Raw genomic sequence first — 24,536 nt, 5'->3', positions numbered from 1 at the left:
TGTTGCTGTTACCGAAGTTTCAGCTCCCTATACTTCTGTTGCTGATACCGCTCCAGTTCCAAGAAACATTAATCCAGCAGCAATTGCTACTGACGCCGCTCCAAAGCTATACTTTCGAATGCCATAACGAATGTACTTCTCTGTTCTAAAATCCTGTTGTTTGTTCTTCATGAAACACACAACCTCCTTATTTTTTTATGTTGAGCAATCAGATGCAGGAAAACAAGGTCTCCTGCATCTTCAGAAAACCGTTTTCAAAAATGAAAATTTCAAAATAACCACATCTCCAGACCAACATGCATAATAATACTAACATTTTTTTAATTATATTTCAATTAATATGACGTTTTTTCATAACAAAATATTAGTAAATACTTTCAAAATATTCAATATGATGATTCAAACTAGTTATAATATGTAATTTTTGCAAATTTTAGACTCAGTATAGTAAAATTATGTAAAAAATTCATACGTTCTCTGAAAAATTTTTGTGTTCACGTTAAAATTTATCTTTGTTTTTATATCAGATGTTAATATTTTATTTATAATTATAAAATTTTAATTCATCTCTTACTTTTAACACTAACAACTTTCACAATCCACATAATAAAATTGATATAATACTACAATAAAAAAATGATTCTTAACATATTTTTGGCCAATTTTTTCTCGAATTTCCTAGAATATATTTAGACCAGAAATCGTCAGTTTTATTATCCAAGTAGATAAGATTTTTTTCTTCAACTTTTTACAAAGTAAAAATTATATTGCACAATTTCTAAAATAAAATTTTACTTGCCAAACAAATTACCCTCTAGGTGTCTTATCTCTTATACTATATAAGAATAAACTACCTTACATTTATTGATTTTTTACTTAGCTTTACTCTTTTGTTATCTTCTATATTCACTAGTTTTCTTACGATACTTATCTTTATTTTTAAGGAGCGAATACGAGCTTAATTAGACATATCTTGAAACTTTAAAGTATAGTTTCCATTTAAACAAATTCCATTCCTTTTAATCCTTGTAAATATTGATTTTTAAAATCTCTAATAACTAATCCTTCTTCCTGAAGCTAAAAATTAAAATTCATCCTACAACCCGTTTGATTTAGAAGATAGATTTTACTACATCTTATTTCTCCTTATCTGTGCTATACTATTTATAGTAGATTCTTTAAGATTGGAGCCAGTATGAAAATCCATAAAACTGTAAACCCTGTTGCCTATGAAAACACTTATTATCTAGAAGGGGACCAACACCTGATTTTGGTTGACCCAGGTAGCCATTGGGAGGCTATTTGCAAAACTATCGAGAAAATCAACAAACCAGTCTGTGCGATTCTCCTGACCCACACCCACTACGACCACATTTTGAGTCTTGACTTGGTCAGAGATACTTTTGAAAATCCCCCCGTTTATGTAGCAGAGAGTGAAGCTTCTTGGCTCTATACTCCCGTTGACAATCTCTCTGGCCTACCTCGTCATGATGATATGGCTGATGTCATCTGCAAACCAGCTGAACACACCTATGTCTATCATGAGGAATACCAGATCGAAGAGTTTCGTTTTACGGCATTGCCAACACCTGGCCATTCTATCGGAGGTGTTTCTCTCGTTTTTCCTGATGCCCATCTAGTCTTGACTGGAGATGCTCTTTTCCGCGAAACCATCGGACGGACCGACCTCCCTACTGGTAGTATGGAACAACTCCTCCATAGCATTCAGACTCAACTCTTCACTCTTCCTAATTACGATGTCTATCCTGGGCATGGTCCAGCTACGACTATCGCTCACGAAAAGACCTTTAATCCCTTTTTTTAGCAAACAAAAAACCAAGGATAATTTCCTCGGTTTTTTTGTAGCTTCAATTTCTATGTCAATATTTGCTCAGAAGAATCAATATTGACTAGAAAAATAATTCAAAACTAATTAGCCGGATTCAATTCTTTCCAGCCAATGTTAGACAAATCAAGCTTTTCAGAAGAAATATCTAAAACTTGCTCTGCTTTTTCATTGCCACCAATTTGAAGAGTTGCTTCTTTAATCTTCTGCACTCCGTTTTTATCGAACGAATATAGAGACAGGTTCATTTCTGGACGAGTTGACTGCCAGTCTGCATAACAGACTTGACCATTTTCATAAATATTAAATCCTGAGCGAAAACCACCTGCAGAAGCTATATATGCTGTGTGAAGTAAGCTAGGTTTTTGATTTTCCAAATAATAAATAGCTGAAACAAATTTTTCATCGCCAATAAGCAACTCGTCTTGACCATCCTTATTCAAATCAACAATTGCGTATTTCCATTCGGGTGCATTTTGATAATCCATTCGAGAGAAAACCAGGCTATATTCTTCTGAAGTAATCTTATCTTGTTTATTTTCCTTGTATAAATCCTCTCTATTACCTTGTTTTAAAAGGTCTGTAAAGTGATTATAGCGTTCAATCACTTCTTTATATAAATCTTGTCCAGTTACTTTCTTATTTTCAGCAGTCGATTGTGATGCCTTGGTTGACGATTCACTAGTATTCTCAGCCTTTGCTTCTGTTGATACACTAGTCTTATCGTCTTTGGAGACAGATGATAGTGCGGATGAAGGTTCTGTATTGTTCCTATTTTTATTGAGACTACAAGATGCTAGAACTGAAATCGAAAGAATAGCTGATAGCATTATTAAAAATTTCTTCATGTTTACCTCGATAGCATTGCATTTTCAGATTGATAAACTTCAAAAATGAACCATTAATTCCAAGATGATACTTGGTTAGGGACTTACTTTACCAAATAATCACACGGTCCTCTGGTGAACGCCACATACCGTCGCCTTCTTTGACATCGTATGTTGTAAAGAAGTCATCGAAGTTTGGTACTTGAACATTGACACGGAGCTTAGCTGGCGCGTGCACATCGACACTGGCCATGAGTTTCATCAACTCCGGACGGCCTTTCATACGCCAGATACGAGCAAAGTTGTGGAAAAATTCTTCAGCAGAGAAGTCTGGTTCTCTCTTGGCTGCTTCAAGGGCTGCAGCAATTCCTCCCAAGTCAGCAACATTTTCTGATACAGTTAGTTTTCCGTTGATCGTTGCTCCGTAGGATTCTTGACCATCAAACTGGTCAATAACTTTCTGCGTTTTTTCTTTAAAGGCAGCATAGTCACTCTCTGTCCACCAATCCTTGAGACTACCATTTTCATCAAAGGAAGCCCCGTTAGTATCAAAGGCATGAGAAATCTCGTGGGCAATAACAGCACCAATCCCTCCGTAGTTAGCTGAGGACGACTGATGCAAATCATAGAATGGAGCCTGTAAAATAGCAGCTGGGAAGACAATCAAGTTCTTCTGAGGATTGTAGTAGGCATTAACCATGTGAGCTGGCATTCCCCACTCCTTGTAATCAACCGGTTGGTTCCACTTGCTCCAGCTGTGCTTGATTTCCACACGCGCAAAGGCTAGGGCATTCTCAAAGAGGCTGGTAGTTTCGTCCACGACTTTGTCCTTGTAGCGTTCTGGCAATTCCTCTGGATAACCGATATAAGGCTTGATGACATTAAGTTTGACAATGGCCTTGTCACGCGTTTCAGGCGTGAGCCAGTCGTTCTTAGCCAAGCGTTCCTTATAAACGTCAATCATAGTCGCCACTTTTTTCTCTACATCAGCCTTAGCTTCTGGGGAGAATTTTTCATGCGCATACCAGAGACCAAGAGCTTGCTTGAAAGGAGCTTGGGCCAAGTGATAAGCTGCCTTGACCTTGTCCTGTGCTTCTGGCACACCTGAAAGGGCACGTCCGTAGGCACCTGACAAAACACGAATCTCGTCAGTTAGATAGCTGGTTGAAAGATTGACTACGCCCAAAATCAAAGTCGCCTTAAGCAAAGGCCATGCTTCTTCACTATAGAATTGATCTGCTGCTTGCCAGAAACGTTCCTCATCTACGATAACCTTGTCTGGAGTTTGTCCAATCACTGCTTGGAAGAAATCATCCAAAGGTAGGACAGGAGCAAATTTCTTGAAATCTTCATAAGCGTATGGATGGTAGAGTTTGGCATATTCTGAACTTTCTTCGTTAGAAAGCACCACAGCCGCAATGCGACGGTCCAATTCCAATCGTTTCTCTAGTAAGTCTGCGATTTCCTCATCTGAAAAATCATAGGCTTTGAGAAGATTCGTAGTACTTTCCTTCCAAAGAGCCAAGAGCTCCTCACGCTGAGGATGGTCTTCAGCGTAGTAAGTCGTATCTGGCAAGATAGTCCCTGGTGCACTGGCCCAGAGAACATTGGTTCTGGCATCCATAAAGTCTGGTGATACACCAAATGGAAGGAAGTTTGGTTTACCAGCTAGTTCAAACTCTGCCAGTTTGCTGGTAAAATCTGCAAAGTTCTCCAGATCTTGGTATTCCTTTAGTAGAGGAAGGACAGGCTTGATCCCATCTGCTTCCCTCTTATCAAAATCACGTACCATACGATGGTACTTAACAAAGTTGGCGAGGATAGCGTCCTCTGGAATATCTTCGCCTTCCAACCACTTGTCCGTAGTTGCCAGCATTAACTCTTCAATCTCCTCATCAAGGTCAATAAACCCACCTGTTCGAGATTTATCAGCTGGAATGACAGCTGTCTTTTCCCATTCTCCATTGATTGCATCATAAAAATCGTCTTGATAACGTGTCATCTTGTTCTCGCTTTCATTTTTCACTTATTCTTAGCTTAGCAAAAAACACTTGGGAATGCAATTAAAAATGGTCTCTCTTTTTTCTTCATTTTTCAGTTATTATTTTAAATTTTTTAAAAATTAACTTGACTTAATTTTTTTTTTAATGTATATTAAAAGACAGGAGGAAAATAACTGTATGATACGTATCGAAAACCTCAGTGTCTCCTACAAAGAAACGTTGGCACTAAAGGATATTTCACTAGTGCTCCACGGACCAACTATTACCGGAATTATTGGTCCAAACGGTGCTGGAAAATCAACTTTATTAAAAAGTATGTTGGGAATTATCCCACACGAAGGTCAGGCCTTTCTCGATGACAAAGAAGTCAAGAAATCTTTACATCGAGTTGCCTATGTCGAGCAAAAAATCCATATCGACTACAATTTCCCTATCAAGGTCAAGGAATGTGTCTCACTGGGACTCTATCCATCTATCCCGCTCTTCCACACTTTAAAGGCCAGCCACTGGAAAAAAGTGGCGGATGCACTTGAAATCGTTGGACTCTCAGACTATGCTGATCGCCAAATCAGTCAGCTCTCTGGAGGACAATTCCAACGTGTTTTGATTGCCCGCTGCTTAGTGCAGGAAGCTGACTACATCTTTTTAGATGAGCCTTTTGTCGGGATTGACTCGATCAGTGAAGAGATTATCATGAATACACTGAGAGACCTTAAAAAAGCTGGTAAAACAGTTCTCATCGTCCATCATGACCTCAGCAAAGTCCCTCATTATTTCGACCAAGTTATGCTTCTCAATCGAGAATTGGTTGCTATTGGTTCAACTGAAGAAACCTTTACCGAAGTCAATCTCAAAAAAGCTTATGGTAGTAAGCTCTTCTTTAATGGAGGTGACCTATGATAGTAGAATTTATCGATGGATTGCAACATTTCCATTTCCTACAAAATGCCCTGATAACAGCTATAGTCATCGGGGTGGTTGCTGGAGCCGTGGGATGTTTTATCATCTTACGTGGAATGTCTCTCATGGGGGATGCCATCTCTCACGCAGTTTTGCCCGGCGTAGCCCTTTCCTTTATCCTGGGAATTGATTTCTTTATTGGAGCGATCATCTTTGGCTTGATGGCTTCCATCATCATTACCTACATCAAGGGGAACTCTATCATCAAGAGTGACACTGCCATTGGTATTACCTTTTCATCTTTCTTAGCCTTAGGTGTCATCTTGATTAGTGTTGCCAAGAGTTCGACAGACCTCTTCCATATCCTTTTTGGGAATATCCTCGCTGTCCAAGATACGGACATGTGGATCACCATTGGTGTGGGGGCATTGATTCTCTTGATTATCGGGATTTTCTTTAAACAACTATTGATTACATCCTTTGACGAGCTTTTGGCTAAAGCCATGGGAATGCCTGTTAATTTCTATCACTATCTACTCATGGTGCTCTTGACCCTTGTGTCAGTCACTGCCATGCAAAGTGTTGGAACGATTCTTATCGTGGCCATGTTGATCACCCCAGCTGCGACGGCTTACCTTTATGCTAATAGCCTAAAGAGCATGATTTTTCTTTCATCAACCCTAGGGGCAACCGCTTCTGTTTTGGGACTCTTTATCGGCTATAGCTTCAACCTCGCAGCAGGATCCAGCATCGTGCTCACATCTGCCAGCTTCTTCTTAATCAGTTTCTTTATCTCTCCAAAGCAACGATACTTGAAACTAAAAAATAAAAAAATCAATAAATAAGGGGAAACCCTTCTGGAGGAATCTAATGAAAAAATTAGGTACATTGCTCGTTCTTTTTCTTTCTATCATTGGATTAGCTGCCTGTGCTAGTGGGAAAAAAGATACAGCATCTACAAACCAAAAACTAAAGGTTGTAGCGACTAACTCTATCATTGCTGATATTACTAAAAATATCGCTGGTGACAAGATTGATCTTCATAGTATCGTTCCTGTTGGTCAAGACCCACACGAGTACGAACCACTTCCTGAAGACGTAAAGAAAACTTCTGAGGCTGACCTCATTTTCTATAACGGTATCAACCTTGAAACAGGTGGCAATGCTTGGTTTACCAAATTGGTCGAAAATGCCAAGAAAACTGAAAACAAAGACTACTATGCAGTTAGTGACGGCGTAGATATCATCTACCTTGAAGGTCAAAACGAGAAAGGCAAAGAAGACCCACACGCTTGGCTCAACCTTGAAAATGGGATAATTTATGCTAAAAATATCGCTAAACAATTGAGCGCTAAAGACCCTAGCAACAAGGAATTCTACGAAAAAAATCTCAAAGACTATACTGAAAAGCTAGACAAACTGGACAAGGAAGCTAAAGAGAAATTTAACAATATCCCTGCTGAGAAAAAACTCATTGTAACCAGCGAAGGATGCTTCAAATACTTCTCTAAAGCTTACGAAGTTCCAAGTGCCTACATCTGGGAAATCAACACAGAAGAAGAAGGAACACCTGAACAAATCAAGACCTTGGTTGAAAAACTTCGCCAAACAAAAGTTCCATCACTCTTTGTTGAATCAAGTGTCGATGACCGTCCAATGAAGACTGTTTCACAAGACACAAATATCCCAATTTACGCACAAATCTTTACTGACTCAATCGCTGAAGAAGGTAAAGAAGGTGACAGCTACTACAACATGATGAAATACAACCTTGACAAGATTGCTGAAGGTTTGTCAAAATAATCCATTAAAAACGTCATTCTCACCGAATTGGCGTTTTTTCAATTTCCGGTCAAATCATTGGAAAAATCTGACAATTCTCGGTAAAATGAAAGAAAAAAGAATGGAGTAATTTATGACCACTTTTCTCGGAAATCCTGTAACTTTTACAGGTAAACAGCTGCAAGTCGGAGACAAGGCACTTGACTTTTCTCTCACCACAACCAATCTCTCTAAAAAAACGCTAGCTGACTTTGATGGAAAGAAAAAAGTCTTGAGTGTTGTCCCTTCTATCGATACTGGTATCTGCTCAACGCAAACACGTCGCTTCAACCAAGAACTTGCCAACCTTGACAACACCGTCGTTCTTACCGTTTCTATGGACCTACCATTTGCCCAAGGACGCTGGTGCGGGGCTGAAGGTCTTGACAATGCCATCATGCTTTCAGACTACTTTGACCATTCTTTCGGACGTGATTATGCCCTCTTGATTAACGAATGGCATCTCCTTGCACGTGCCGTCTTTGTTCTCGATGCTGACAATGTCATCCGTTATGTAGAATACGTTGACAATATCAACACGGAGCCAGACTTTGAAGCTGCTATTGCTGCAGTTAAAGAACTAGACTAAAATCACAAGCATTATGACAGAAAGCTAGAGAAATCTAGCTTTTTTTGGTATACTAGATGGAGAGAATGAACAAGAGGAAACGAATGACTCCAAATAAAGAAGATTATTTAAAATGTATTTATGAAATCGGTACGGACATGCAAAAAATCACCAACAAAGAAATTGCTGCCCGTATGCAGGTCTCTCCGCCTGCTGTAACAGAGATGATCAAACGCATGAAAAGTGAAAATCTCATCCTCAAGGATAAGGAGAATGGCTATCTATTAACAGATATTGGTCTCAAACTGGTCTCTGAGCTCTATCGTAAACACCGTTTGATTGAAGTCTTTCTAGTTCACCATTTGGACTATACTAGCGATCAGATCCACGAAGAAGCTGAGGTCCTAGAACACACTGTCTCCGACCTTTTTGTAAAGAGACTGGATAAACTGCTTGGTTTCCCTCAAACCTGCCCCCACGGTGGAACCATACCAGCCGAGGGAGAACTCTTGGTTGAAATCAATAACCTGCCACTAGCAGCCGTCCAGGAAGCTGGAACCTATCTCCTGACTCGTGTTCATGATAGTTTTGAATTACTCAAATATCTAGAAAAGCACGCAATTCATATCGGTGACCAACTCCAAGTCAAGCAGTTTGATGGCTTTTCCAATAGCTTTACTCTGGTCAACAAAGACGAAGACCTCCAAGTTAGTATGGATATCGCCAAACAACTCTATGTCGAAAAAATCAACTAAGCCCTTATTCCTGAAAGAAGTTCCTTTCAGGGATTTTTTATTATTTTGCTTGTAACTCCCATTCATTTGGTGTAGAATGAAGGTAGATAAAAGAGGGAGGTCATCCTATGAAAAAACTCTTTAGACTACACTTCGCAGCCATTGCAGTCAGTGATTTGCTACTATTAGCAATTTTTATCTCCAAAACCGATCTCTCTGTAGACTGGCTCCTGCTGTCTGGTTTTATTTTCATCCTTGCTCAGGGACTACTGCTGTCTCGCTTAGTCTTCCGACTCAAAAAACAGTTCTCTGAGATTTATCCTCAGATGAACAAAAAAATTCGCCTCTACTACTTATGGATTCTCTCCGTTGACCTTCTATTATTTGTCTTTTTAGCTATCACTGGCCCTCAATATTTCTACTCTCTTACTCCAGTCTTTACTTCCTGTCATTCTACTTTATATTATATAACGGCTAGCCACCTAAGGGAAAACTATCCAGACTTTTACGACAAACACATTTCTTTATGGGAGTGTTTCTAAACAAAAACCAAGCCGACAAGGCTTGGTTTTCTTATCTATTTTTTGTATCAAGGATAATGGTGACCGGTCCGTCATTGACCAGCTCTACCTGCATATCCGCTCCAAAGATACCTTTCTGAACGGGCACTTCCTGAGCTAGCTTTTGGTTGAAAGTGTCATAGAAGGCAGCTGCCCTATCAGGCTTGGCTGCACCTGTAAAGGCTGGACGATTGCCCTTCTTAGTATCTGCAAAGAGGGTAAACTGAGAAATAGAAAGGATTTCGCCCCCAATATCCTTAACAGACAGATTCATCTTGCCTTCTGCATCTGAAAAAATCCGCATGTTGACCAGTTTTCTCACAGCATAATCCAGATCTTCCTCTTGGTCCTCTGGGCCTACACCGACCAACAATAAGAGACCCTGATTGATTTTTCCCTGAACCTGACCTTCGATACTCACTTGGGCTTTTTTAACCCGTTGAATGATGATTTTCATAAGCGCCTTTCTATTCAATTATCCGTTGGTTCGTTTGACTGAGTATACCTCTGGCACACTCTTGATTTTGTCAACGACCGTTGTCAGCGTAGAAAGGTTTGAAATTCCAAAGGACACATGGATATTGGCAAATTTCATATCCTTGGTTGGTTGGGCGTTAACGGTTGAGATATTCTTAGTTGTGTTGGAAAGAACTTGCAGAACATCATTTAAGAGCCCTGTACGGTTGAGGCCGTAGATATCGATGTGGGCAGTGTATTCCTTGCTTGAGAATTGATCTTCCCATTCCACATCAAGGAGACGTTGCTCGTAGTTTTCTTGGGCACGGAGATTCATACAGTCCACACGGTGAATAGCTACACCACGACCCTTGGTAATGTAGCCAACAATGTCGTCACCCGGAACTGGATTGCAACACCTGGCAATCCGAACTAGGAGACCTGAAGCACCTTCAATGACCACACCACCCTCATGCTTGACCTTGAGGGTTTCTTTATTTTCAACCTTAACTTCGCCACCTTTGACAAGTTCTTCTGCCTCCGCCTTGGCCTTGGCACGCTCTTCCTCACGACGTTCCTTTTCGGTCAAACGGTTAAAGACGGTAATAGCACCAATTTCTCCAAAACCAATAGCTGCATAGAGGGCCCCCTCTGTCTTGTAGCTGGTCTTTTGAAGGACCTCGTCCATGTGGCGCTTGTCCATGAATTTATTGGCCACATAACCGTTTTCTTGGAACTGGGCCATCAGCATCTCACGGCCCTTGTTAACGGACAATTCCTTGTCTTGGTTTTTAAAGAACTGACGAATTTTGTTGCGTGCCTTGCTAGTCTTAACCATGTTAAGCCAGTCACGACTCGGGCCAAAGGAGTTAGGGTTGGTGACAATTTCGACCTGATCCCCAGTTTTGAGCTTGGTTGTCAGAGGGACCATACGGCCATTGACCTTGGCACCAGTTGCTTTTTCACCGACTTTGGTATGAATTTCATAGGCGAAGTCAATCGGGCCTGAATCTTTTGGAAGGGAACGCACAGCCCCATCTGGGGTAAAGACGTAAATCTCCTCAGCTAGGTAGTTTTCCTTTACAGAATCCACAAATTCCTTGGCATCATCAGCCTGGTCTTGCAACTCAATCATTTCCTTGATCCAGTTCATCCCAATAGCTGATTCTTTGCTGTTGACCTGCCCTTTGATTCCTTTCTTATAGGCCCAGTGAGCTGCTACCCCGTACTCAGCCACCTCGTGCATTTCCTTGGTACGAATTTGGAATTCAATCGGACCTTTTGGTCCATAGACAGTCGTATGGATAGACTGGTAACCATTGGCCTTACGGTTAGCGATATAATCTTTAAAACGCCCAGGCATTGGTTTCCAAAGCTCATGCACATAGCCCAGCATGGCATAGACATCACTATGAGTCTCTAGGATACAGCGAATGGCAATCAGGTCATAGATTTCCTCGAAGCGTTTCTTCTTATCCTGCATCTTGCGATAGATAGAGTAGATATGCTTGGGACGACCATAGATTTTCCCTTTTAGATTGCGTTCGGAAGTGTAGTCCTCTAACTTTGTCACGACTTCATCGACCAAAGCCTCACGCTCTCTGCGTTTTTCCTTCATCATATGAGTGATCTTGTAAAACTCAGTTGGATTAAGATAGCGGAAGGACAAGTCTTCTAACTCCCACTTGACGCTAGAAATACCCAGACGATGAGCAAGTGGTGCATAGATTTCCATGGTCTCTCTGGAAATCCGTTCCTGCTTGTCTTTTCGTAGATGGTTAAGCGTTCTCATGTTATGCAAGCGGTCAGATAGTTTAACCAAGATAACGCGGATATCCTCAGACATAGCCATGAGCATCTTACGGTGGTTTTCCGCTAATTGCTCCTCAATCGATTTGTACTCGACCTTACCAAGCTTGGTCACCCCATCAACGATAATCCGAACATCATGACCAAACTCTTGCTCTAAATCATCCAGTGTCGCATCCGTATCCTCAACCACGTCATGCAAAAACCCACAGGCAACCGTCACGGCATCTAGCTTGAGTTTAGCTAAAATCCCTGCCACCTGAATGGGATGAATAATATAGGGCTCACCAGATTTACGGTATTGACCACTATGGCATTCAACGGCGTAAACCAAGGCTTTATGTACAAAAGCAACATCTTCTTTCGATAAATATTTTTGCGTTAAAGCGACAACCTCATCGCCCGTCAAATTCACTTCTTTCGGCATCTATTCTCTCCAATTCTTCCTACCATTTTATCACTTTTTTAAGAATATTAAAACTAGAAAAGCCTGTTTTCATGCCTAGCCTCTGCATTTAAAAGAAAAAGCACTGCAAGAGAAACTCTGCAGTGCTTTGCTATTCTATTTATTCATCTTAGTAGATTGTTTTCTCAGTTTCTACGTCAAAGAAGTGCGCTTTGTTCAAGTCAAATCCAAGTTCAACCGTTGCACCTGTTTGCAAGTAGTCACGAGCATCCACTTTTGCAACAAATTCATCTTTACCAACTTGGCAGTATAGGTGAGATTCTGAACCAAGCAATTCTGATACAGAGATAGTTGCTTTAACAACTGATTCTGGGAATGTTTCAAGGAAAGCAGGTTCTGCATTCACATCTTCTGGACGGATACCGAAGATCAATTCTTTACCTTCGTAGCCTTTATCACGAAGAACTTTCAGTGCTCCTTCTGGAACTTTCAAGCGGAAACCGTCAGAAACAATTTCACCACCAACCAATTTCACATTGATGAAGTTCATAGCTGGGCTTCCGATAAATCCTGCAACGAACTTGTTAACTGGATTTTTGTAAACTTCTTGAGGAGTACCGATTTGTTCTACGCGTCCGATAGTACCTGTACCAGCAGGGTTCTTAGTAGCTGACATGATAACGATACGGTCTGCCAATGTCATCGCTTCTGTTTGGTCGTGCGTTACGTAGATGGTTGTAGCACCGATACGACGGTGGATCTTCGCAATTTCAGCACGCATAGATACACGAAGTTTGGCATCCAAGTTTGACAAAGGTTCGTCCATCAAGAATACTTTTGCATCACGGACGATCGCACGACCCATGGCAACACGTTGACGTTGACCACCTGAAAGGTCAGCTGGTTTACGATCCAAGAACTCTTTCAAGCCAAGGATTGCTGCAGCTTCTTGCACACGTTTGTCGATGTCTTCTTTGCTGTATTTACGCAATTTCAAACCGAAAGCCATGTTGTCATATACAGTCATGTGTGGGTAAAGAGCGTAGTTTTGGAATACCATGGCGATGTCACGGTCTTTTGGAGCTACGTCGTTGACAACCACGCCATCGATAGATGCAGTACCTTCTGTAATGTCTTCAAGACCAGCGATCATACGAAGAGTTGTTGATTTACCACATCCTGAAGGACCTACGAAAACGATAAATTCCTTGTCTTTGATGTCCAAGTTGAAGTCTTCAACTGAGTAGTGTTCGCTGTTTGGATATTTTTTGTAAATGTTTTTAAGATTTAATTCTACCATGGAAGGTGAACTCCTTTTATTTTTTTGATAGTTTTATTATAAATGAAAACGCTTTACATTTCTATGGCAAGGTGACCAAAAAAATAAAAAAGTTCTGTGCAACTTGCACAAAACTTTAAAGAATATCTGGTAAAATCAACTGATAGCACAAGGTCAGGTCGGTCAATTCCTTCAACTGTAGCCCTGTCAATTCTTCCCATTTATCAATCTTGTATTGGAGAGAGTTGCGGTGCAGGTAGAGTTGTTGTGCTGTTTTAGTTAAGACAGCACTGTTTTCCCAAAGAGAGAGAATGATTTCCTGAATCTGATCTTGATCCAAAATCATCTGATGCAGGCATTCTTTAATGACTCTCAGATCCACAAGCCCTTCCCCAAGACTCCAGAGATAGAGTTGTGAAAAAGTATGAACACCTTGATGACCTTGACGCCACCAAGTCTTAAATAAGTCCCGCTCTGCTTGGATTAAATCTGATAGAGCCTGATACCCCGTCTGAGACCAAACCTGCCCCAACATGATAGATAGACGAAGACCAAAGTCATACTCTACTGCCTCAATCGTATCGGATAAGATTGAGCGAACAGAAGTGTATTTATCTTGCTGGAGAACAAAAACATAGTCCTGAACTCCGACCTGCAACACTGTCTGGCAGTTAGGAAAGAGGGTCTGCATCATGTCCAGCCAAGAGGCTAGATTTTCCTGTTGGTAATAGGATAGATGGCAATAAACCAGTTGTATCTTTTTAAAAGTTTGAGGCGCCTGCCCCTTACCCTCAATCAGATAGGAATACCAAGGATTGAGCGAAGTTGCCTGTTCCTCTTGGGTCAAAAGGGAAACCAGCTGCTTTTCACGTTCACTGAGGCTAGCCTCCTCTAGTAAAATCCACTGTTGAGAAGATAGAGGAAGTGTAAGATATCCTAGCTTCTCTATCGGCTGATCTGAAATCTGAGCCTCAGGAAACCAGTCTAGTAATTCTTTTGCAAGCATTTCTAGTCCTCCACTTTTTGGATGCACCAAGAGATTAAGGTTTCTAAGCGCTCCACATTTTCTGTCAAATGAAGATAGCCCATGACCGCTTCAAAGCCTGTAGACATGCGATAGGTTACGACATCCGCATTTTTAGCCTTTGTGTGACTATTGGTATTGCGGCCTCGTTTATAGATTTCTTCTTCCTTCTCAGTCAGGATTTGCTCCTCCAACATCAGGGAAATCAGGCGAGCCTGAGCCTTGGCTGAGACATACTTGGTCGCCTCTTGGTGAAGTTTATTGGGCTTGGTCATGCCTTTGAGGATGAGGTGGCGACGAATATACATAGAATAAACCGCATCCCCTTCAAAAGCTAGCGCAATCCCGTTAATGAGATTGACATCAATCACGTGTCCACCTCACTCCATCTTTTGTATCCAGTAGTTTAATCCCTTGAGCAGCTAGTTGGTCACGGATCTGGTCCGCTGTCGCAAAGTCGCGATTGGCACGCGCTTCTTGGCGTTTTTTGATTAAGGCTTCAATCTCTACATCCAAAACTTCCTCAACAAAGACAATTCCAAAGACTTCCAACATATCCGCAAGAGCTTGCTTGACACTTGCATCATAGTTACCGGAATTGATCCATTTGGCCATTTCAAAGACTACTGTGATACCATTTGCTGCATTGAAATCCTCATCCATTGCAGCCACGAACTTATCTTTAAAAGCTTGAAGTTCTTTCGCATCTACAGTTCCAGTAAACGGTTGCTCATAAGTGTTCTTCAGATACTTGAGATTAGTCTCGGCATCCCGCACTGCCTTTTCCGTAAAGTTGATAGGCTTGCGGTAGTGTTGAGTTGCAAAGAAGAAACGAAGCACTTGCCCATCAAGAGTTTTAAGGGCATCATGGACTGTGATAAAGTTGCCCAAGGACTTAGACATCTTGACATTGTCAATATTGACAAAGCCATTGTGCATCCAGTAGTTGGCAAAGGTCTTTCCTGTCTTGGCTTCCGACTGGGCAATTTCGTTGGTATGGTGAGGAAACTCAAGGTCAGCACCACCACCGTGGATATCAATGGTATCTCCCAAAATCTCTGTTGACATAACCGAACACTCGATATGCCAGCCTGGACGACCAGGTCCCCAAGGACTGTCCCAAGAAATCTCACCTGGTTTGGCAGCTTTCCAGAGGGCAAAGTCTACAGGATTTTCCTTACGAACTGTTTCTTCATCTGTCCGACCTGAAGCACCCAGCTCCAAATCTTCTAAGGTTTTGTTGGCTAACTTGGCATAGTTATGAGATTTCTCCACACGAAAGTAAACATCCCCTTGACTCTCATAGGCAAAGCCTTTTCCAATCAAGTCTTCCACAAAGCGGATAATGTCAGCCATAAACTCGACTACTCGTGGATGGCGAGTCGCAGGTTTCACGCCCAAAGCTGTCACATCCTCACGAAAGGCAGCGATGTACTTGTCCGCAACCTCCTGAGGTGTGATGCCTTCTTCCTTGGCACGGTTGATAATCTTATCATCCACATCCGTAAAATTGGAAATATAGGCAACTTCGTAGCCACGGTATTCAAAATAACGACGAATGGTATCAAAAGCCACCGTCGAACGGGCATTCCCCACGTGGATATAGTTGTAGACCGTAGGCCCACAGACATACATCTTAACCTTGCCGTCCTCAATAGGTACAAATTCTCGCAAATCACGAGACATGGTGTCATAAATTTTAATCATGCGGTCCACTCCCTTCTCTATTTCTGACTTTTTCGGCTGAAAACCAGCTCTGCAAAAGGGCCAAATTGTCTGAGGCTATCCAGTTGGTAAAAGCGCTGCCCTTCCTCTTGGGTAAAGAGGGGAACCCCCTTTCCTAGGATAAGGGGCGCTATCTGAATAATGAGGTGGTCGAAAAGATCCGCATCCAAGAGCGGTCCTACCAAGGAATTACCACCAATCACAAAGACATTTTTGCCTTTGTCAATCTGGTGAACAAAGTCCACCACATCCCCAGCTACTGGCTGGTAATTGCTGACAGGCAGGTGCCTATCATGCGTAAAGACATAGTTTTCCGTAGCTTGATAAAAACTTTCTACATCTTGCAAATCTTGGATTCCCTCAAAGGTCCGCTTGCCCATGATGGTGATATCCATTTGTCTGTAAAAGTCATCATAGCCTGTATCCTCTACAGAACCAAGCTGATGCAGCCAGTCTATCCTGTGCTGGCTGTCTGCCAAGTAGCCATCCATGGTAATACAGCCGTAAAAATATACTGCCATTCTTGTAGTTACCTTTCTAGTTCTACACTTTTGCTTTCAGATAAATCACCTGGGTCTGTTTGACAAAGCCAATTTTTTCATACAAACGTTTGGCACCTACATTACTATCTTCCACGGCAATCTGAAACTCCTTGTCATTTTGCTCAATCAGTTTGTTGACAAGGGATTTTGCTAGATAGCTTCCGTAGCCTTTTCCACGTTCAAGTTCAGCTATTGCTAAACCATAGAGGTAATTCGTATTAGTCGATAAATCAACCGTGCAAGTTCCAATAACCTGACTGTTTTTTAATAAAATATATAGGCGACTTTCTGGATCCTTCAGAGCTTTAGCGACATATCTATCCACAACTTCTCTGGATTCATGTTCCTCTGAGAATGCCTGAAATTTTAACTGACTAATTTGATCCTGATATGAACTATCTGCTAACAAAACTTCAAGATTGGAAACATTTGCTAACGGATAAGGTTTTCTATCCTTACCTAACCAAGTTTCTGTATCCTCGTCCTCGACCAATCCCCAGTTGCTGACAAAATCAGGATGACGTTCTAGAAAAATACGTTCTGTCTGAAAAGTCACTGAACGAATAGAAAAAGCAGCCGTTTCTTTCTCAAAACTCGTAAACAAAGCACGCGCAATCCCCTGACGGCGATGAGCTGGATGAACCAGTATCGTCACTTCTACATCTTGATCATCAGCATAGACAGTTAAGAGACCAACAAGTTCACCTTTTTCATAATAAAGGAAAAAGGCCGGCATATTTGGATCAAAATTGAGCATATTGGAGAGATAGGGATCCCGAAAAGTTCTGTCATAGTTCTGACAAGTCGCAATAAGAGCCTTTGCTTCCAATAGTTGGTGATCATTCAATGTATTGGTTGCTTGAATCATGTAGCTATCTCCTTACAAGCTAGAAGACCGATGACTGGCTTCCTTGGCGTGCTCCATCTTATTAACGTAGTACTCCCGTTTTTCTTCGACTTCGTGGATAGTCGGCTCATCCTTCTGTCCATGAACTCGGACAATTTTAGCAGGAATTCCGACAACTGTCACATCACTAGGAACATCTGCCACAACTACTGCTGCTGCTCCCACCTTAGCATTTTCGCCGATTTCCACTGGTCCGATAACTTGGGCATGAGCCGATATGAGAGCTCCCTTTCGAATGGTCGGATGGCGTTTGCCACAGTCTTTCCCTGTTCCTCCAAGAGTCACCCCATGATAGAGGAGAACTCCCTTCTCAACAATCGCAGTCTCTCCAATCACCAAGCCAGAACCATGGTCGATAAAGACACCTGAATCAATCTGGGCACCCGGATGAATCTCAATCTGAGTCCAAAAGCGCCAAAATTGACTGTGCATTCGAGCCAAGAGTTTGAAGCCGTGCTTCCAGAGAAAATGCGAGAGACGGTGGGCAGCCAAGGCCTTGACACCTGGATAGGTCAGCAATACTTCCAAACTGTTGCGTGCCGCTGGATCATTTTCTTTTACAATATCAATGGTTTCGCGCCACCATCCCATACATTTCTCCTTTTCTTATTCTGAATCTTTTGGTGTTTCTGTAAATTCTTTCTTAGGTTTGTGGTCCTTGTGATGACGTGGACGGTGAGGTCGCTCAGACTTTTCGCCTTTTTCATCATGCTCAGGTTTTGGCGGACGAGGAAGAAGAGCTTTCATAGAAGCATCGATACGGCCTTTTTCATCAATCTTGATAACCTTAACATCGACTTCATCACCGATAGCTACCAAATCCTCGACACGGTTGGTACGAGTCCAAGCCATTTCAGAAATGTGCACAAGTGCATCTGTCTTATCAAAGAGGTTGACAAAGGCACCGAATTTCTCGATACGAACAACCTTAGCATGGTAAACTTCATCCACTTTGGCTTCACGAACCAAACCAGCGATAATTTCTTTGGTACGGTTAATGGCATCTTGGTCGCTAGAGTAGATAGAAACATTACCTTCTTCGTCGATATCAATCTTAACGCCAGTTTCAGCGATAATCTTGTCGATGGTTTCTCCACCTTTACCGATGACAATCTTGATCTTGTCAACATCAATCTTGATGGTATCAATTTTCGGAGCAGTTGGAGCCAATTCTGGACGAACTTCTGGAATAGTCGCTTCGATGACATCAAGGATTTCAAAACGTGCTTTCTTGGCTTGAGCAAGAGCCTCAGTCAAGATTTCTGCAGTAATTCCTTGGATCTTGATATCCATTTGAAGGGCTGTGATTCCGTCACGAGTACCTGCAACCTTGAAGTCCATGTCTCCAAAGTGATCTTCCAAACCTTGGATATCTGTCAATACTGTGTAGTTATTTCCATCTGAGATAAGACCCATGGCAATACCAGCTACTGGCGCCTTGATTGGCACACCACCAGCCATAAGGGCAAGAGTACCCGCACAGATAGATGCTTGTGAAGAAGAACCGTTTGATTCCAAGACTTCTGCTACCAAACGGATAGCATATGGGAATTCTTCCAAACTTGGCAATACTTGAGCAAGGGCACGCTCACCAAGAGCACCGTGACCGATCTCACGACGACCTGGCGCACCATAACGACCAGTTTCCCCGACAGAGTATTGAGGGAAGTTATAGTGGTGCATAAAGCGTTTCTTGTACTCTGGATCCAAACCATCGATGATTTGAGTTTCTCCCATAGGAGCCAAAGTCAAAACTGAAAGAGCTTGAGTTTGTCCACGAGTGAAAAGACCGGAACCATGTACACGAGGAAGATAGTCAACCTGCGCATCTAAAGGGCGGATTTCATCCACCTTACGACCATCAGGACGCACCTTGTCTTCTGTAATCAAACGGCGCACTTCAGCGTGTTCCATTTGTTCCAAGATTTCAGCCACATCACGCATGATGCGTTCAAATTCTTCATGGTCTGCATATTTTTCTTCGTAAACAGCAGTCACTTGGTCTTTAACTGCTTGAGTTGCAGCTTCACGAGCCAATTTTTCTTCTACTTGAACCGCTTTTTGGAGGTCGCTGTTGTAGGCTGCGATGATTTCAGCCTGCAAGTCAGCATCCACATGAAGCAATTCCACTTCTGCTTTTTCCTTACCAACCGCAGCGACGATTTCTTCTTGGAAGGCAATCAATTCTTTGACTGCTTCGTGCCCTTTGAGAAGGGCTCCCAACATGATTTCTTCTGACAATTCTTTGGCACCAGATTCTACCATGTTGATGGCGTGCTTGGTACCAGCTACTGTCAATTCAAGAAGAGATTGCTCTGCTTGTTCTTGAGTAGGGTTGATGATGATTTGACCATCGACATAGCCCACTTGTACTCCAGCAATTGGTCCGTCAAACGGAATATCTGAGATAGACAATGCCAAAGATGAACCGAACATGGCTGCCATTGGTGCAGATGCATTTTCATCATAAGAAAGCACAGTGTTGATCACTTGCACTTCGTTACGGAAACCTTCCGCAAACATCGGACGGATTGGACGGTCAATCAAACGCGCTGTCAAAGTCGCATCTGTTGAAGGACGTCCTTCACGTTTCATAAAGCCACCAGGAAACTTCCCAGCCGCATACATTTTTTCTTCGTAGTTGACTTGGAGAGGGAAGAAATCCCCAGTTGCCATTTTCTTAGACATCACGGCAGCAGTCAAGACAGTTGACTCACCGTAACGCACGACAACAGAGCCATTTGCTTGCTTAGCAACCTGGCCAGTCTCTACAACCAACTCACGACCTGCAAAAGTCGTTTGAAACACTTGTTTTGTCATTTTAATCCCCTTTGGATTGATGAAATTATACGCCTTGCCTACAAAGATCAAGATACTAAGACCGCAAAAAGCAAAGTAAAAATAGGAAACTGGCGAAGTCTTCGATGAAGACAAGACAGTTTATCTTTTTTACACGGCTTTTCGGCCGGGTTCAATTACTCAAGATACAAATCATTAGAAAGGATTGATGCTAAAGCATCTATGCCTTTCACGCTAATCGCTATCATGCGATTAGCTAAATGCTTTACTAACTCCCTTGTCAAATAATATCGATTTGACTCGCTCGTGTCGCTATACCTTGCAGTTTGAATGCATTGTATTATTTTATACCCTCATCTTTGTATCAAGTACGTACAGAGTCTATTTTATCATATTTTTCTTAAAAAGTGCGGGCTTTTCTATTAAAAAGGAACCATTCCCCCATGAAAAGAGGAATGGTTTGTTGTTTATTTTATTTAGCGAATTCTTTGGCTTTCGCAACTGTCATTTTTCATTTAAAAGCATGTAAATGACAAGCTGTCGTCTCAGTGGTTAAAGAATCAATTACCCTAAAGACTGATGATTAAACAAGGCATGGGTTGCTTGGTGGATGTATTTGGCTGTTTCAGCATTGTTCATGGTGTAGAGATGCACACCTGCGACATCCTGGGTTACCAAGTCCACGATTTGATCCACTGCATAAGCAAGTCCTGCTGCTCTGAGCGACTCAGGGTCATGCTCATACTTGTCTAAGATGGCCTTGAATTTACGTGGAAGATGGATATTCTCACAAGTCTTCAAGAGACGAAGCGCTTGGTTACGGTTAAGAATTGGCATAATCCCCGCATGAATAGGAACATCAATCCCTGCCAAGGTACACTTGTCTTGGAAATCATAGAAACGATCGTTGTCAAAGAAAAGTTGCGTTACAAGACTTGAACAGCCTGCATCCACTTTCTTCTTGAGATTTTGAATATCCGAGATCTGGTTTGGCGAGTCAGGGTGCCCTTCTGGATAGCAAGCGCCAACAATATCAAAGTGAGGGGCTTGTTCCTTGATGAACTCGATCAAATCCGTTGCATAGCGGAAATCCTTTTGTGGTTCCACATCAGGGATAATATCCCCACGCAGGGCCAAGATTTTCTGTACCCCAACCTTGTCCAAGTCCGCAATGGTTTCAGCAACCTTTTCCTTGGTCAGATAGATAGCTGGCAAGTGAGCAATAGTTGGAATCGCCAAATCATTCTGGATAAAGTCAGCCAAACGAACCGTTGTTTCCTTGATATTAAATTTATTATTGCTGGCGGTCACACTGATAAAGTGCGGTGTCAACTCCCGCATATCCTGCAAGGCTGAAATAATTTTATCATTACCCACTGCTGGGTTTGGAGGGAACACTTCAAATGAGAGTGACGGTGTTTGGCGTGACATATGTAATAACCTTTTCTAGTTGATTTCTTTTTGAACAACCATGTATGGAGAGAAATCTTATCTTACAATTTCTCACGCGCAGCTTTAGCTGCTTCGACAAGGCGGATCAAGCTTTCTTTTGTTTCTGGAATACCACGTGTTTTCAAACCACAGTCAGGGTTGATCCAAACTTTCTTGCTTGGTACTTTGGCAAGAATAGCATCGATCGTGTGGTCGATTTCGCCTTCATTTGGCACACGAGGAGAGTGGATATCGTAAACCCCAGGTCCCACTTCTGTTTGGAAGTTTTTCGCTTTGAGTTCGTCCAAGATTTCAAGGTTTGAACGGCTTGCTTCAAAGGAAATAACGTCCGCATCCATGTTGTCGATAGCTGGGATGATATCTGTAAATTCTGAGTAACACATGTGGGTGTGGATTTGTGTGTCTGGCGCTACTGTTGAGTGTACCAAGCGGAAGGCAGGAATAGCCCAGTCAAGGTAGTCTTCGTACCAGTCGCTACGACGGAGTGGCAATTTCTCACGAAGAGCAGCTTCGTCGATTTGGATGATTTTCACGCCAGCAGCTTCAAGATCAAGAACTTCATCCTTGATGGCAAGAGCGATTTGAAGAGTTGAGTCCTTGATAGAGATGTCTTCACGTGGGAATGACCAGTTGAGGATGGTAACAGGTCCTGTCAACATACCCTTAACAGGTTTGTCAGTACGGCTTTGTGCGTAGCTAGACCATTTAACAGTGATTGGGTTGAGACGAGTGACATCACCCCAGATGATTGGTGGTTTCACCCCACGCATACCGTATGATTGTACCCAACCATTCTTAGAGAAGAGGTAACCTGACAAGTTTTGACCGAAGTACTCAACCATGTCATTACGCTCAAATTCACCGTGTACAAGCACGTCAAATCCAACTTCTTCTTGCCATTTAATCCATTCATCGATGGTTTCAGCAAGGAAAGCGTCATACTCTTCTTGAGTCAACTCACCCTTACGGAAGGCCAAACGTTTAGCACGAACTTCTTTTGTTTGAGGGAATGAACCGATGGTTGTTGTTGGAAGAGCTGGAAGTTTGAAAGCTTCCTCTTGGATAGCTTCACGTTCTGCAAAGGCTGGCAAACGAGTGTAGTCTGCGTCAGTCAAGCCAGCGATACGAGCACGAAGTTCTGCATTTTCACCCACACGCTCAGTCGCAAAGAGTTCTTTGTTAGCTGCAAGAGCTTCTGCACCTTGGCCGTTGCGAATAGCATCCAAATCACGAATCTCATCCAATTTTTCAACAGCGAAAGCAAAGTGGTTCAAGATAGCTGGTTCAAATTCTTCATTAGCAGTTGTAAACGGCACATGAAGAAGTGAGCATGAGCTTGTCAAAACGATGTTTTCAGCTGGAATTTGTTCAAGAACAGCCAAGCTCTTTTCGTAATTATTGCGCCAGATGTTCTTACCATTGACAATCCCTGCATAGAGAGTCTTGTCAGCTGGGAAACCACCTTTAACGAGTTCAAGAGTTTTCTTACCTTCGACAAAGTCAAGACCGATGGCATCTACTGGCAATTTCACAAGGTCAGCGTAGACATCACGAACGTCTCCGAAGTAAGTTTGAAGCAAGACTTCAAGACCTTTCTTGTCAGCCAAAAGTTTGTTGTAAATGTTCAAGAAGAGGGCTTTTTCTTCAGCTGTCAAATCCTTGACAAGAGCCGCTTCGTCGAGTTGGATGCGTGTCGCACCAAGTTCAGCCAATTTTGCAAAAACTTCTTGGTAAGCAGCGACAAAGCTGTCTACGAAATCTTCTGCTTTCACGCCTTCTTCAAAGTCTGACAATTGAAGGAAAGTAAATGGGCCTACAAGGACAGGACGAGTGTTCAATCCAATTTCTTTTGCTTCTTGGAACTCATCAAAAATCTTGTGACCAGCAAGTTTTACTTGAGTGTCTTTTTCAAATTTAGGAACGATGTAGTGGTAGTTAGTGTTGAACCATTTCTTCATCGGAAGGGCACGAACGTCCCCTTTTTCACCTTGGTAACCACGCGCCAAAGCAAAGTAGCGTTCAAGGTCAGACAAGTCCAAGTTTTGAACAGAAGCTGGCACCACGTTAAAGAGGAAGGCTGCATCTAGGAAGTTGTCATAGTGCGAAAAGTCATTTGATGGGATTTCAGTGATGCCTTTTTCTTTGACAATATTCCAGTGTTTTGCGCGCAATTCTTTTGCTGCTGCAAGGAGTTCTTCTTCTGAGATTTCTTTTCTAAAGTATTTTTCAGTTGTAAATTTTAATTCGCGGAATTCACCCAAACGAGGGAAACCGATGATTGTAGTTGACATGATGTGTCCTCCAAAATTTGTTGTTGAAACTATCTTAACAGAAAAGAAAGGGTCTGTATAATTGTAAATAATTAGGCTTTGATATAGTTTGAAACTATACCACTCTTTTGGGCAACAGAAAAAGACTTGAACCCAGTGTCTCAAATCCTTTATATAACGTGTTTTATGGCTGTATTTTAGTTGGAATGCTCAAACGAGCTATTGATGATTCTTATAAGTGACTATGGCTTGTTATTAGAAAAGACTATAGGTCTATCCCCTTCTCTCGGAGATTATCCAAACACTCCTCATAGTATCCTGCATCATGCTCACTGTAGACGGGATTGTCCAACTTCTCCTCAGGCAAGTCTTCATAGGGAAGGCAGATCTTGCCACGGTAGTTCTTGTCCAACCATTCTGGACTGACATTATAGCCACGGTCAGCCATCTCCTCCATGATCAAGCGATGATAGGCATAAAGACGATAGGGCGAGTGGGTAAAGACATAGTTCACCGTCGCATGCTTTCTGCCCCAGCCATTACCACGCAAGGCGCAGCACTCTCGATGTTGCCCCAAGAGCTGCGGACGGGGAAGTTGTGAAATCAAA

At 42.2% G+C, this 24,536-nt stretch carries 23 protein-coding genes; 7 read left to right on the top strand and 16 right to left on the bottom strand.

All coding sequences use genetic code 11. The features are described from left to right. Nucleotides 1-27: 27 nt before the first annotated feature. Nucleotides 28-171 (bottom strand): YSIRK-type signal peptide-containing protein, encoded by a 144-nt coding sequence (locus ADI74_RS11375; RefSeq protein ID WP_239682824.1) that lies wholly within the window; start codon nucleotides 169-171, stop codon nucleotides 28-30. A 1,024-nt stretch (nucleotides 172-1,195) separates the two neighbouring features. Between ADI74_RS11375 and ADI74_RS09910 the strand changes: the two genes are divergently transcribed. Beyond that, the gene (locus ADI74_RS09910) at nucleotides 1,196-1,825 is read left to right on the top strand and encodes an MBL fold metallo-hydrolase (protein ID WP_049538631.1); all 630 of its coding nucleotides are present in this window, start codon (nucleotides 1,196-1,198) and stop codon (nucleotides 1,823-1,825) included. Nucleotides 1,826-1,929: 104 nt separating this feature from the next. Here the strand turns inward: ADI74_RS09910 and ADI74_RS09905 are convergent, their stop codons facing one another. Further along, nucleotides 1,930-2,694: a hypothetical protein gene (locus ADI74_RS09905; protein WP_049538629.1), complete on the bottom strand. Its 765-nt coding sequence runs from the start codon at nucleotides 2,692-2,694 to the stop codon at nucleotides 1,930-1,932. 88 nt (nucleotides 2,695-2,782) lie between these two features. Next, the gene (locus ADI74_RS09900) at nucleotides 2,783-4,675 is read right to left on the bottom strand and encodes a M13 family metallopeptidase (protein ID WP_049538627.1); all 1,893 of its coding nucleotides are present in this window, start codon (nucleotides 4,673-4,675) and stop codon (nucleotides 2,783-2,785) included. A gap of 178 nt (nucleotides 4,676-4,853) precedes the next feature. On the opposite strand from ADI74_RS09900, the gene ADI74_RS09895 reads away from it, so the two are divergent. The 6 genes from ADI74_RS09895 to ADI74_RS09870 all read left to right on the top strand — a co-directional run bounded on the left by ADI74_RS09895 (nucleotide 4,854) and on the right by ADI74_RS09870 (nucleotide 9,241). Then, entirely contained in the window at nucleotides 4,854-5,576 is a 723-nt protein-coding gene (locus ADI74_RS09895) for a metal ABC transporter ATP-binding protein (RefSeq protein WP_000619158.1), read from the top strand. Next, a complete protein-coding gene (locus ADI74_RS09890) occupies nucleotides 5,573-6,421 on the top strand; it encodes a metal ABC transporter permease (protein ID WP_000634601.1) in 849 nt (282 codons plus the stop codon). Before ADI74_RS09895 ends, ADI74_RS09890 begins: the two co-directional genes overlap by 4 nt. Nucleotides 6,422-6,446: 25 nt before the next feature. Beyond that, nucleotides 6,447-7,379, top strand: coding sequence for a metal ABC transporter substrate-binding protein (locus ADI74_RS09885; protein WP_049538625.1), 933 nt, complete (start codon nucleotides 6,447-6,449; stop codon nucleotides 7,377-7,379). Nucleotides 7,380-7,491: 112 nt separating this feature from the next. Further along, the gene (gene tpx / locus ADI74_RS09880; RefSeq protein WP_049538622.1) at nucleotides 7,492-7,986 is read left to right on the top strand and encodes a thiol peroxidase; all 495 of its coding nucleotides are present in this window, start codon (nucleotides 7,492-7,494) and stop codon (nucleotides 7,984-7,986) included. A gap of 83 nt (nucleotides 7,987-8,069) precedes the next feature. Next, nucleotides 8,070-8,720 (top strand): metal-dependent transcriptional regulator, encoded by a 651-nt coding sequence (locus ADI74_RS09875; protein ID WP_049538620.1) that lies wholly within the window; start codon nucleotides 8,070-8,072, stop codon nucleotides 8,718-8,720. 107 nt (nucleotides 8,721-8,827) lie between these two features. Next, nucleotides 8,828-9,241, top strand: coding sequence for a hypothetical protein (locus ADI74_RS09870; RefSeq protein WP_049538618.1), 414 nt, complete (start codon nucleotides 8,828-8,830; stop codon nucleotides 9,239-9,241). Between the two features lie 31 nt (nucleotides 9,242-9,272). Here the strand turns inward: ADI74_RS09870 and dtd are convergent, their stop codons facing one another. From dtd to ADI74_RS09805, 13 genes are all read right to left on the bottom strand, one after another. After that, nucleotides 9,273-9,716, bottom strand: a complete 444-nt coding sequence (gene dtd / locus ADI74_RS09865; RefSeq protein WP_049538617.1) for a D-aminoacyl-tRNA deacylase — start codon at nucleotides 9,714-9,716, stop codon at nucleotides 9,273-9,275. A gap of 18 nt (nucleotides 9,717-9,734) precedes the next feature. Next, the gene (locus tag ADI74_RS09860; RefSeq protein ID WP_049538616.1) at nucleotides 9,735-11,951 is read right to left on the bottom strand and encodes a RelA/SpoT family protein; all 2,217 of its coding nucleotides are present in this window, start codon (nucleotides 11,949-11,951) and stop codon (nucleotides 9,735-9,737) included. A 148-nt stretch (nucleotides 11,952-12,099) separates the two neighbouring features. Next, a complete protein-coding gene (locus ADI74_RS09855) occupies nucleotides 12,100-13,230 on the bottom strand; it encodes an ABC transporter ATP-binding protein (protein ID WP_049538615.1) in 1,131 nt (376 codons plus the stop codon). Between the two features lie 115 nt (nucleotides 13,231-13,345). After that, nucleotides 13,346-14,215, bottom strand: coding sequence for a helix-turn-helix domain-containing protein (locus ADI74_RS09850; protein ID WP_049538614.1), 870 nt, complete (start codon nucleotides 14,213-14,215; stop codon nucleotides 13,346-13,348). A 2-nt stretch (nucleotides 14,216-14,217) separates the two neighbouring features. Beyond that, nucleotides 14,218-14,604: a Mini-ribonuclease 3 gene (locus ADI74_RS09845; RefSeq protein ID WP_049538613.1), complete on the bottom strand. Its 387-nt coding sequence runs from the start codon at nucleotides 14,602-14,604 to the stop codon at nucleotides 14,218-14,220. After that, nucleotides 14,597-15,940 (bottom strand): cysteine--tRNA ligase, encoded by a 1,344-nt coding sequence (gene cysS, locus ADI74_RS09840; protein ID WP_049538612.1) that lies wholly within the window; start codon nucleotides 15,938-15,940, stop codon nucleotides 14,597-14,599. The genes ADI74_RS09845 and cysS overlap by 8 nt, the downstream gene beginning before the upstream one ends. A gap of 17 nt (nucleotides 15,941-15,957) precedes the next feature. Next, complete coding sequence (locus ADI74_RS09835) at nucleotides 15,958-16,479, bottom strand: dihydrofolate reductase family protein (RefSeq protein ID WP_049538609.1); 522 nt, start codon at nucleotides 16,477-16,479, stop codon at nucleotides 15,958-15,960. A 22-nt stretch (nucleotides 16,480-16,501) separates the two neighbouring features. Next, nucleotides 16,502-17,368, bottom strand: coding sequence for a GNAT family N-acetyltransferase (locus ADI74_RS09830; RefSeq protein ID WP_049538607.1), 867 nt, complete (start codon nucleotides 17,366-17,368; stop codon nucleotides 16,502-16,504). 12 nt (nucleotides 17,369-17,380) lie between these two features. Beyond that, complete coding sequence (gene cysE / locus ADI74_RS09825) at nucleotides 17,381-17,998, bottom strand: serine O-acetyltransferase (RefSeq protein ID WP_049538604.1); 618 nt, start codon at nucleotides 17,996-17,998, stop codon at nucleotides 17,381-17,383. A gap of 15 nt (nucleotides 17,999-18,013) precedes the next feature. Continuing rightward, nucleotides 18,014-20,227, bottom strand: coding sequence for a polyribonucleotide nucleotidyltransferase (pnp, locus tag ADI74_RS09820; RefSeq protein ID WP_049538602.1), 2,214 nt, complete (start codon nucleotides 20,225-20,227; stop codon nucleotides 18,014-18,016). A gap of 543 nt (nucleotides 20,228-20,770) precedes the next feature. Then, complete coding sequence (gene metF / locus ADI74_RS09815) at nucleotides 20,771-21,637, bottom strand: methylenetetrahydrofolate reductase [NAD(P)H] (RefSeq protein ID WP_049538600.1); 867 nt, start codon at nucleotides 21,635-21,637, stop codon at nucleotides 20,771-20,773. 62 nt (nucleotides 21,638-21,699) lie between these two features. After that, entirely contained in the window at nucleotides 21,700-23,949 is a 2,250-nt protein-coding gene (gene metE, locus ADI74_RS09810; protein WP_049538599.1) for a 5-methyltetrahydropteroyltriglutamate--homocysteine S-methyltransferase, read from the bottom strand. 244 nt (nucleotides 23,950-24,193) lie between these two features. Next, entirely contained in the window at nucleotides 24,194-24,535 is a 342-nt protein-coding gene (locus ADI74_RS09805; RefSeq protein ID WP_049538598.1) for a TIGR02328 family protein, read from the bottom strand. Between the last annotated feature and the right edge of the window lies 1 nt (nucleotide 24,536).

Origin of the sequence: Streptococcus pseudopneumoniae (assembly GCF_001074565.1) — a bacterium.
GTDB lineage: Bacteria > Bacillota > Bacilli > Lactobacillales > Streptococcaceae > Streptococcus > Streptococcus pseudopneumoniae_J.
The sequence above is the reverse complement of the archived record's forward strand: the minus strand, read 5'-3'. Positions and strand labels throughout refer to the sequence as shown.

What these genes read in the sequence shown, in the direction of transcription:
- metE (WP_049538599.1), bottom strand. Translation starts at nt 23,949, where the DNA reads ATGTCAACTACAATCATCGGTTTCCCTCGTTTGGGTGAATTCCGCGAA.
- tpx (WP_049538622.1), top strand. Translation starts at nt 7,492, where the DNA reads ATGACCACTTTTCTCGGAAATCCTGTAACTTTTACAGGTAAACAGCTG.
- ADI74_RS09855 (WP_049538615.1), bottom strand. Translation starts at nt 13,230, where the DNA reads ATGGTAGAATTAAATCTTAAAAACATTTACAAAAAATATCCAAACAGC.
- ADI74_RS09860 (WP_049538616.1), bottom strand. Translation starts at nt 11,951, where the DNA reads ATGCCGAAAGAAGTGAATTTGACGGGCGATGAGGTTGTCGCTTTAACG.
- ADI74_RS09890 (WP_000634601.1), top strand. Translation starts at nt 5,573, where the DNA reads ATGATAGTAGAATTTATCGATGGATTGCAACATTTCCATTTCCTACAA.
- cysS (WP_049538612.1), bottom strand. Translation starts at nt 15,940, where the DNA reads ATGATTAAAATTTATGACACCATGTCTCGTGATTTGCGAGAATTTGTA.
- pnp (WP_049538602.1), bottom strand. Translation starts at nt 20,227, where the DNA reads ATGACAAAACAAGTGTTTCAAACGACTTTTGCAGGTCGTGAGTTGGTT.
- ADI74_RS09835 (WP_049538609.1), bottom strand. Translation starts at nt 16,479, where the DNA reads ATGGCAGTATATTTTTACGGCTGTATTACCATGGATGGCTACTTGGCA.
- ADI74_RS09900 (WP_049538627.1), bottom strand. Translation starts at nt 4,675, where the DNA reads ATGACACGTTATCAAGACGATTTTTATGATGCAATCAATGGAGAATGG.
- ADI74_RS11375 (WP_239682824.1), bottom strand. Translation starts at nt 171, where the DNA reads ATGAAGAACAAACAACAGGATTTTAGAACAGAGAAGTACATTCGTTAT.
- dtd (WP_049538617.1), bottom strand. Translation starts at nt 9,716, where the DNA reads ATGAAAATCATCATTCAACGGGTTAAAAAAGCCCAAGTGAGTATCGAA.
- ADI74_RS09910 (WP_049538631.1), top strand. Translation starts at nt 1,196, where the DNA reads ATGAAAATCCATAAAACTGTAAACCCTGTTGCCTATGAAAACACTTAT.
- metF (WP_049538600.1), bottom strand. Translation starts at nt 21,637, where the DNA reads ATGTCACGCCAAACACCGTCACTCTCATTTGAAGTGTTCCCTCCAAAC.
- ADI74_RS09830 (WP_049538607.1), bottom strand. Translation starts at nt 17,368, where the DNA reads ATGATTCAAGCAACCAATACATTGAATGATCACCAACTATTGGAAGCA.
- ADI74_RS09905 (WP_049538629.1), bottom strand. Translation starts at nt 2,694, where the DNA reads ATGAAGAAATTTTTAATAATGCTATCAGCTATTCTTTCGATTTCAGTT.
- ADI74_RS09895 (WP_000619158.1), top strand. Translation starts at nt 4,854, where the DNA reads ATGATACGTATCGAAAACCTCAGTGTCTCCTACAAAGAAACGTTGGCA.
- ADI74_RS09870 (WP_049538618.1), top strand. Translation starts at nt 8,828, where the DNA reads ATGAAAAAACTCTTTAGACTACACTTCGCAGCCATTGCAGTCAGTGAT.
- ADI74_RS09885 (WP_049538625.1), top strand. Translation starts at nt 6,447, where the DNA reads ATGAAAAAATTAGGTACATTGCTCGTTCTTTTTCTTTCTATCATTGGA.
- ADI74_RS09850 (WP_049538614.1), bottom strand. Translation starts at nt 14,215, where the DNA reads ATGCTTGCAAAAGAATTACTAGACTGGTTTCCTGAGGCTCAGATTTCA.
- ADI74_RS09875 (WP_049538620.1), top strand. Translation starts at nt 8,070, where the DNA reads ATGACTCCAAATAAAGAAGATTATTTAAAATGTATTTATGAAATCGGT.
- cysE (WP_049538604.1), bottom strand. Translation starts at nt 17,998, where the DNA reads ATGGGATGGTGGCGCGAAACCATTGATATTGTAAAAGAAAATGATCCA.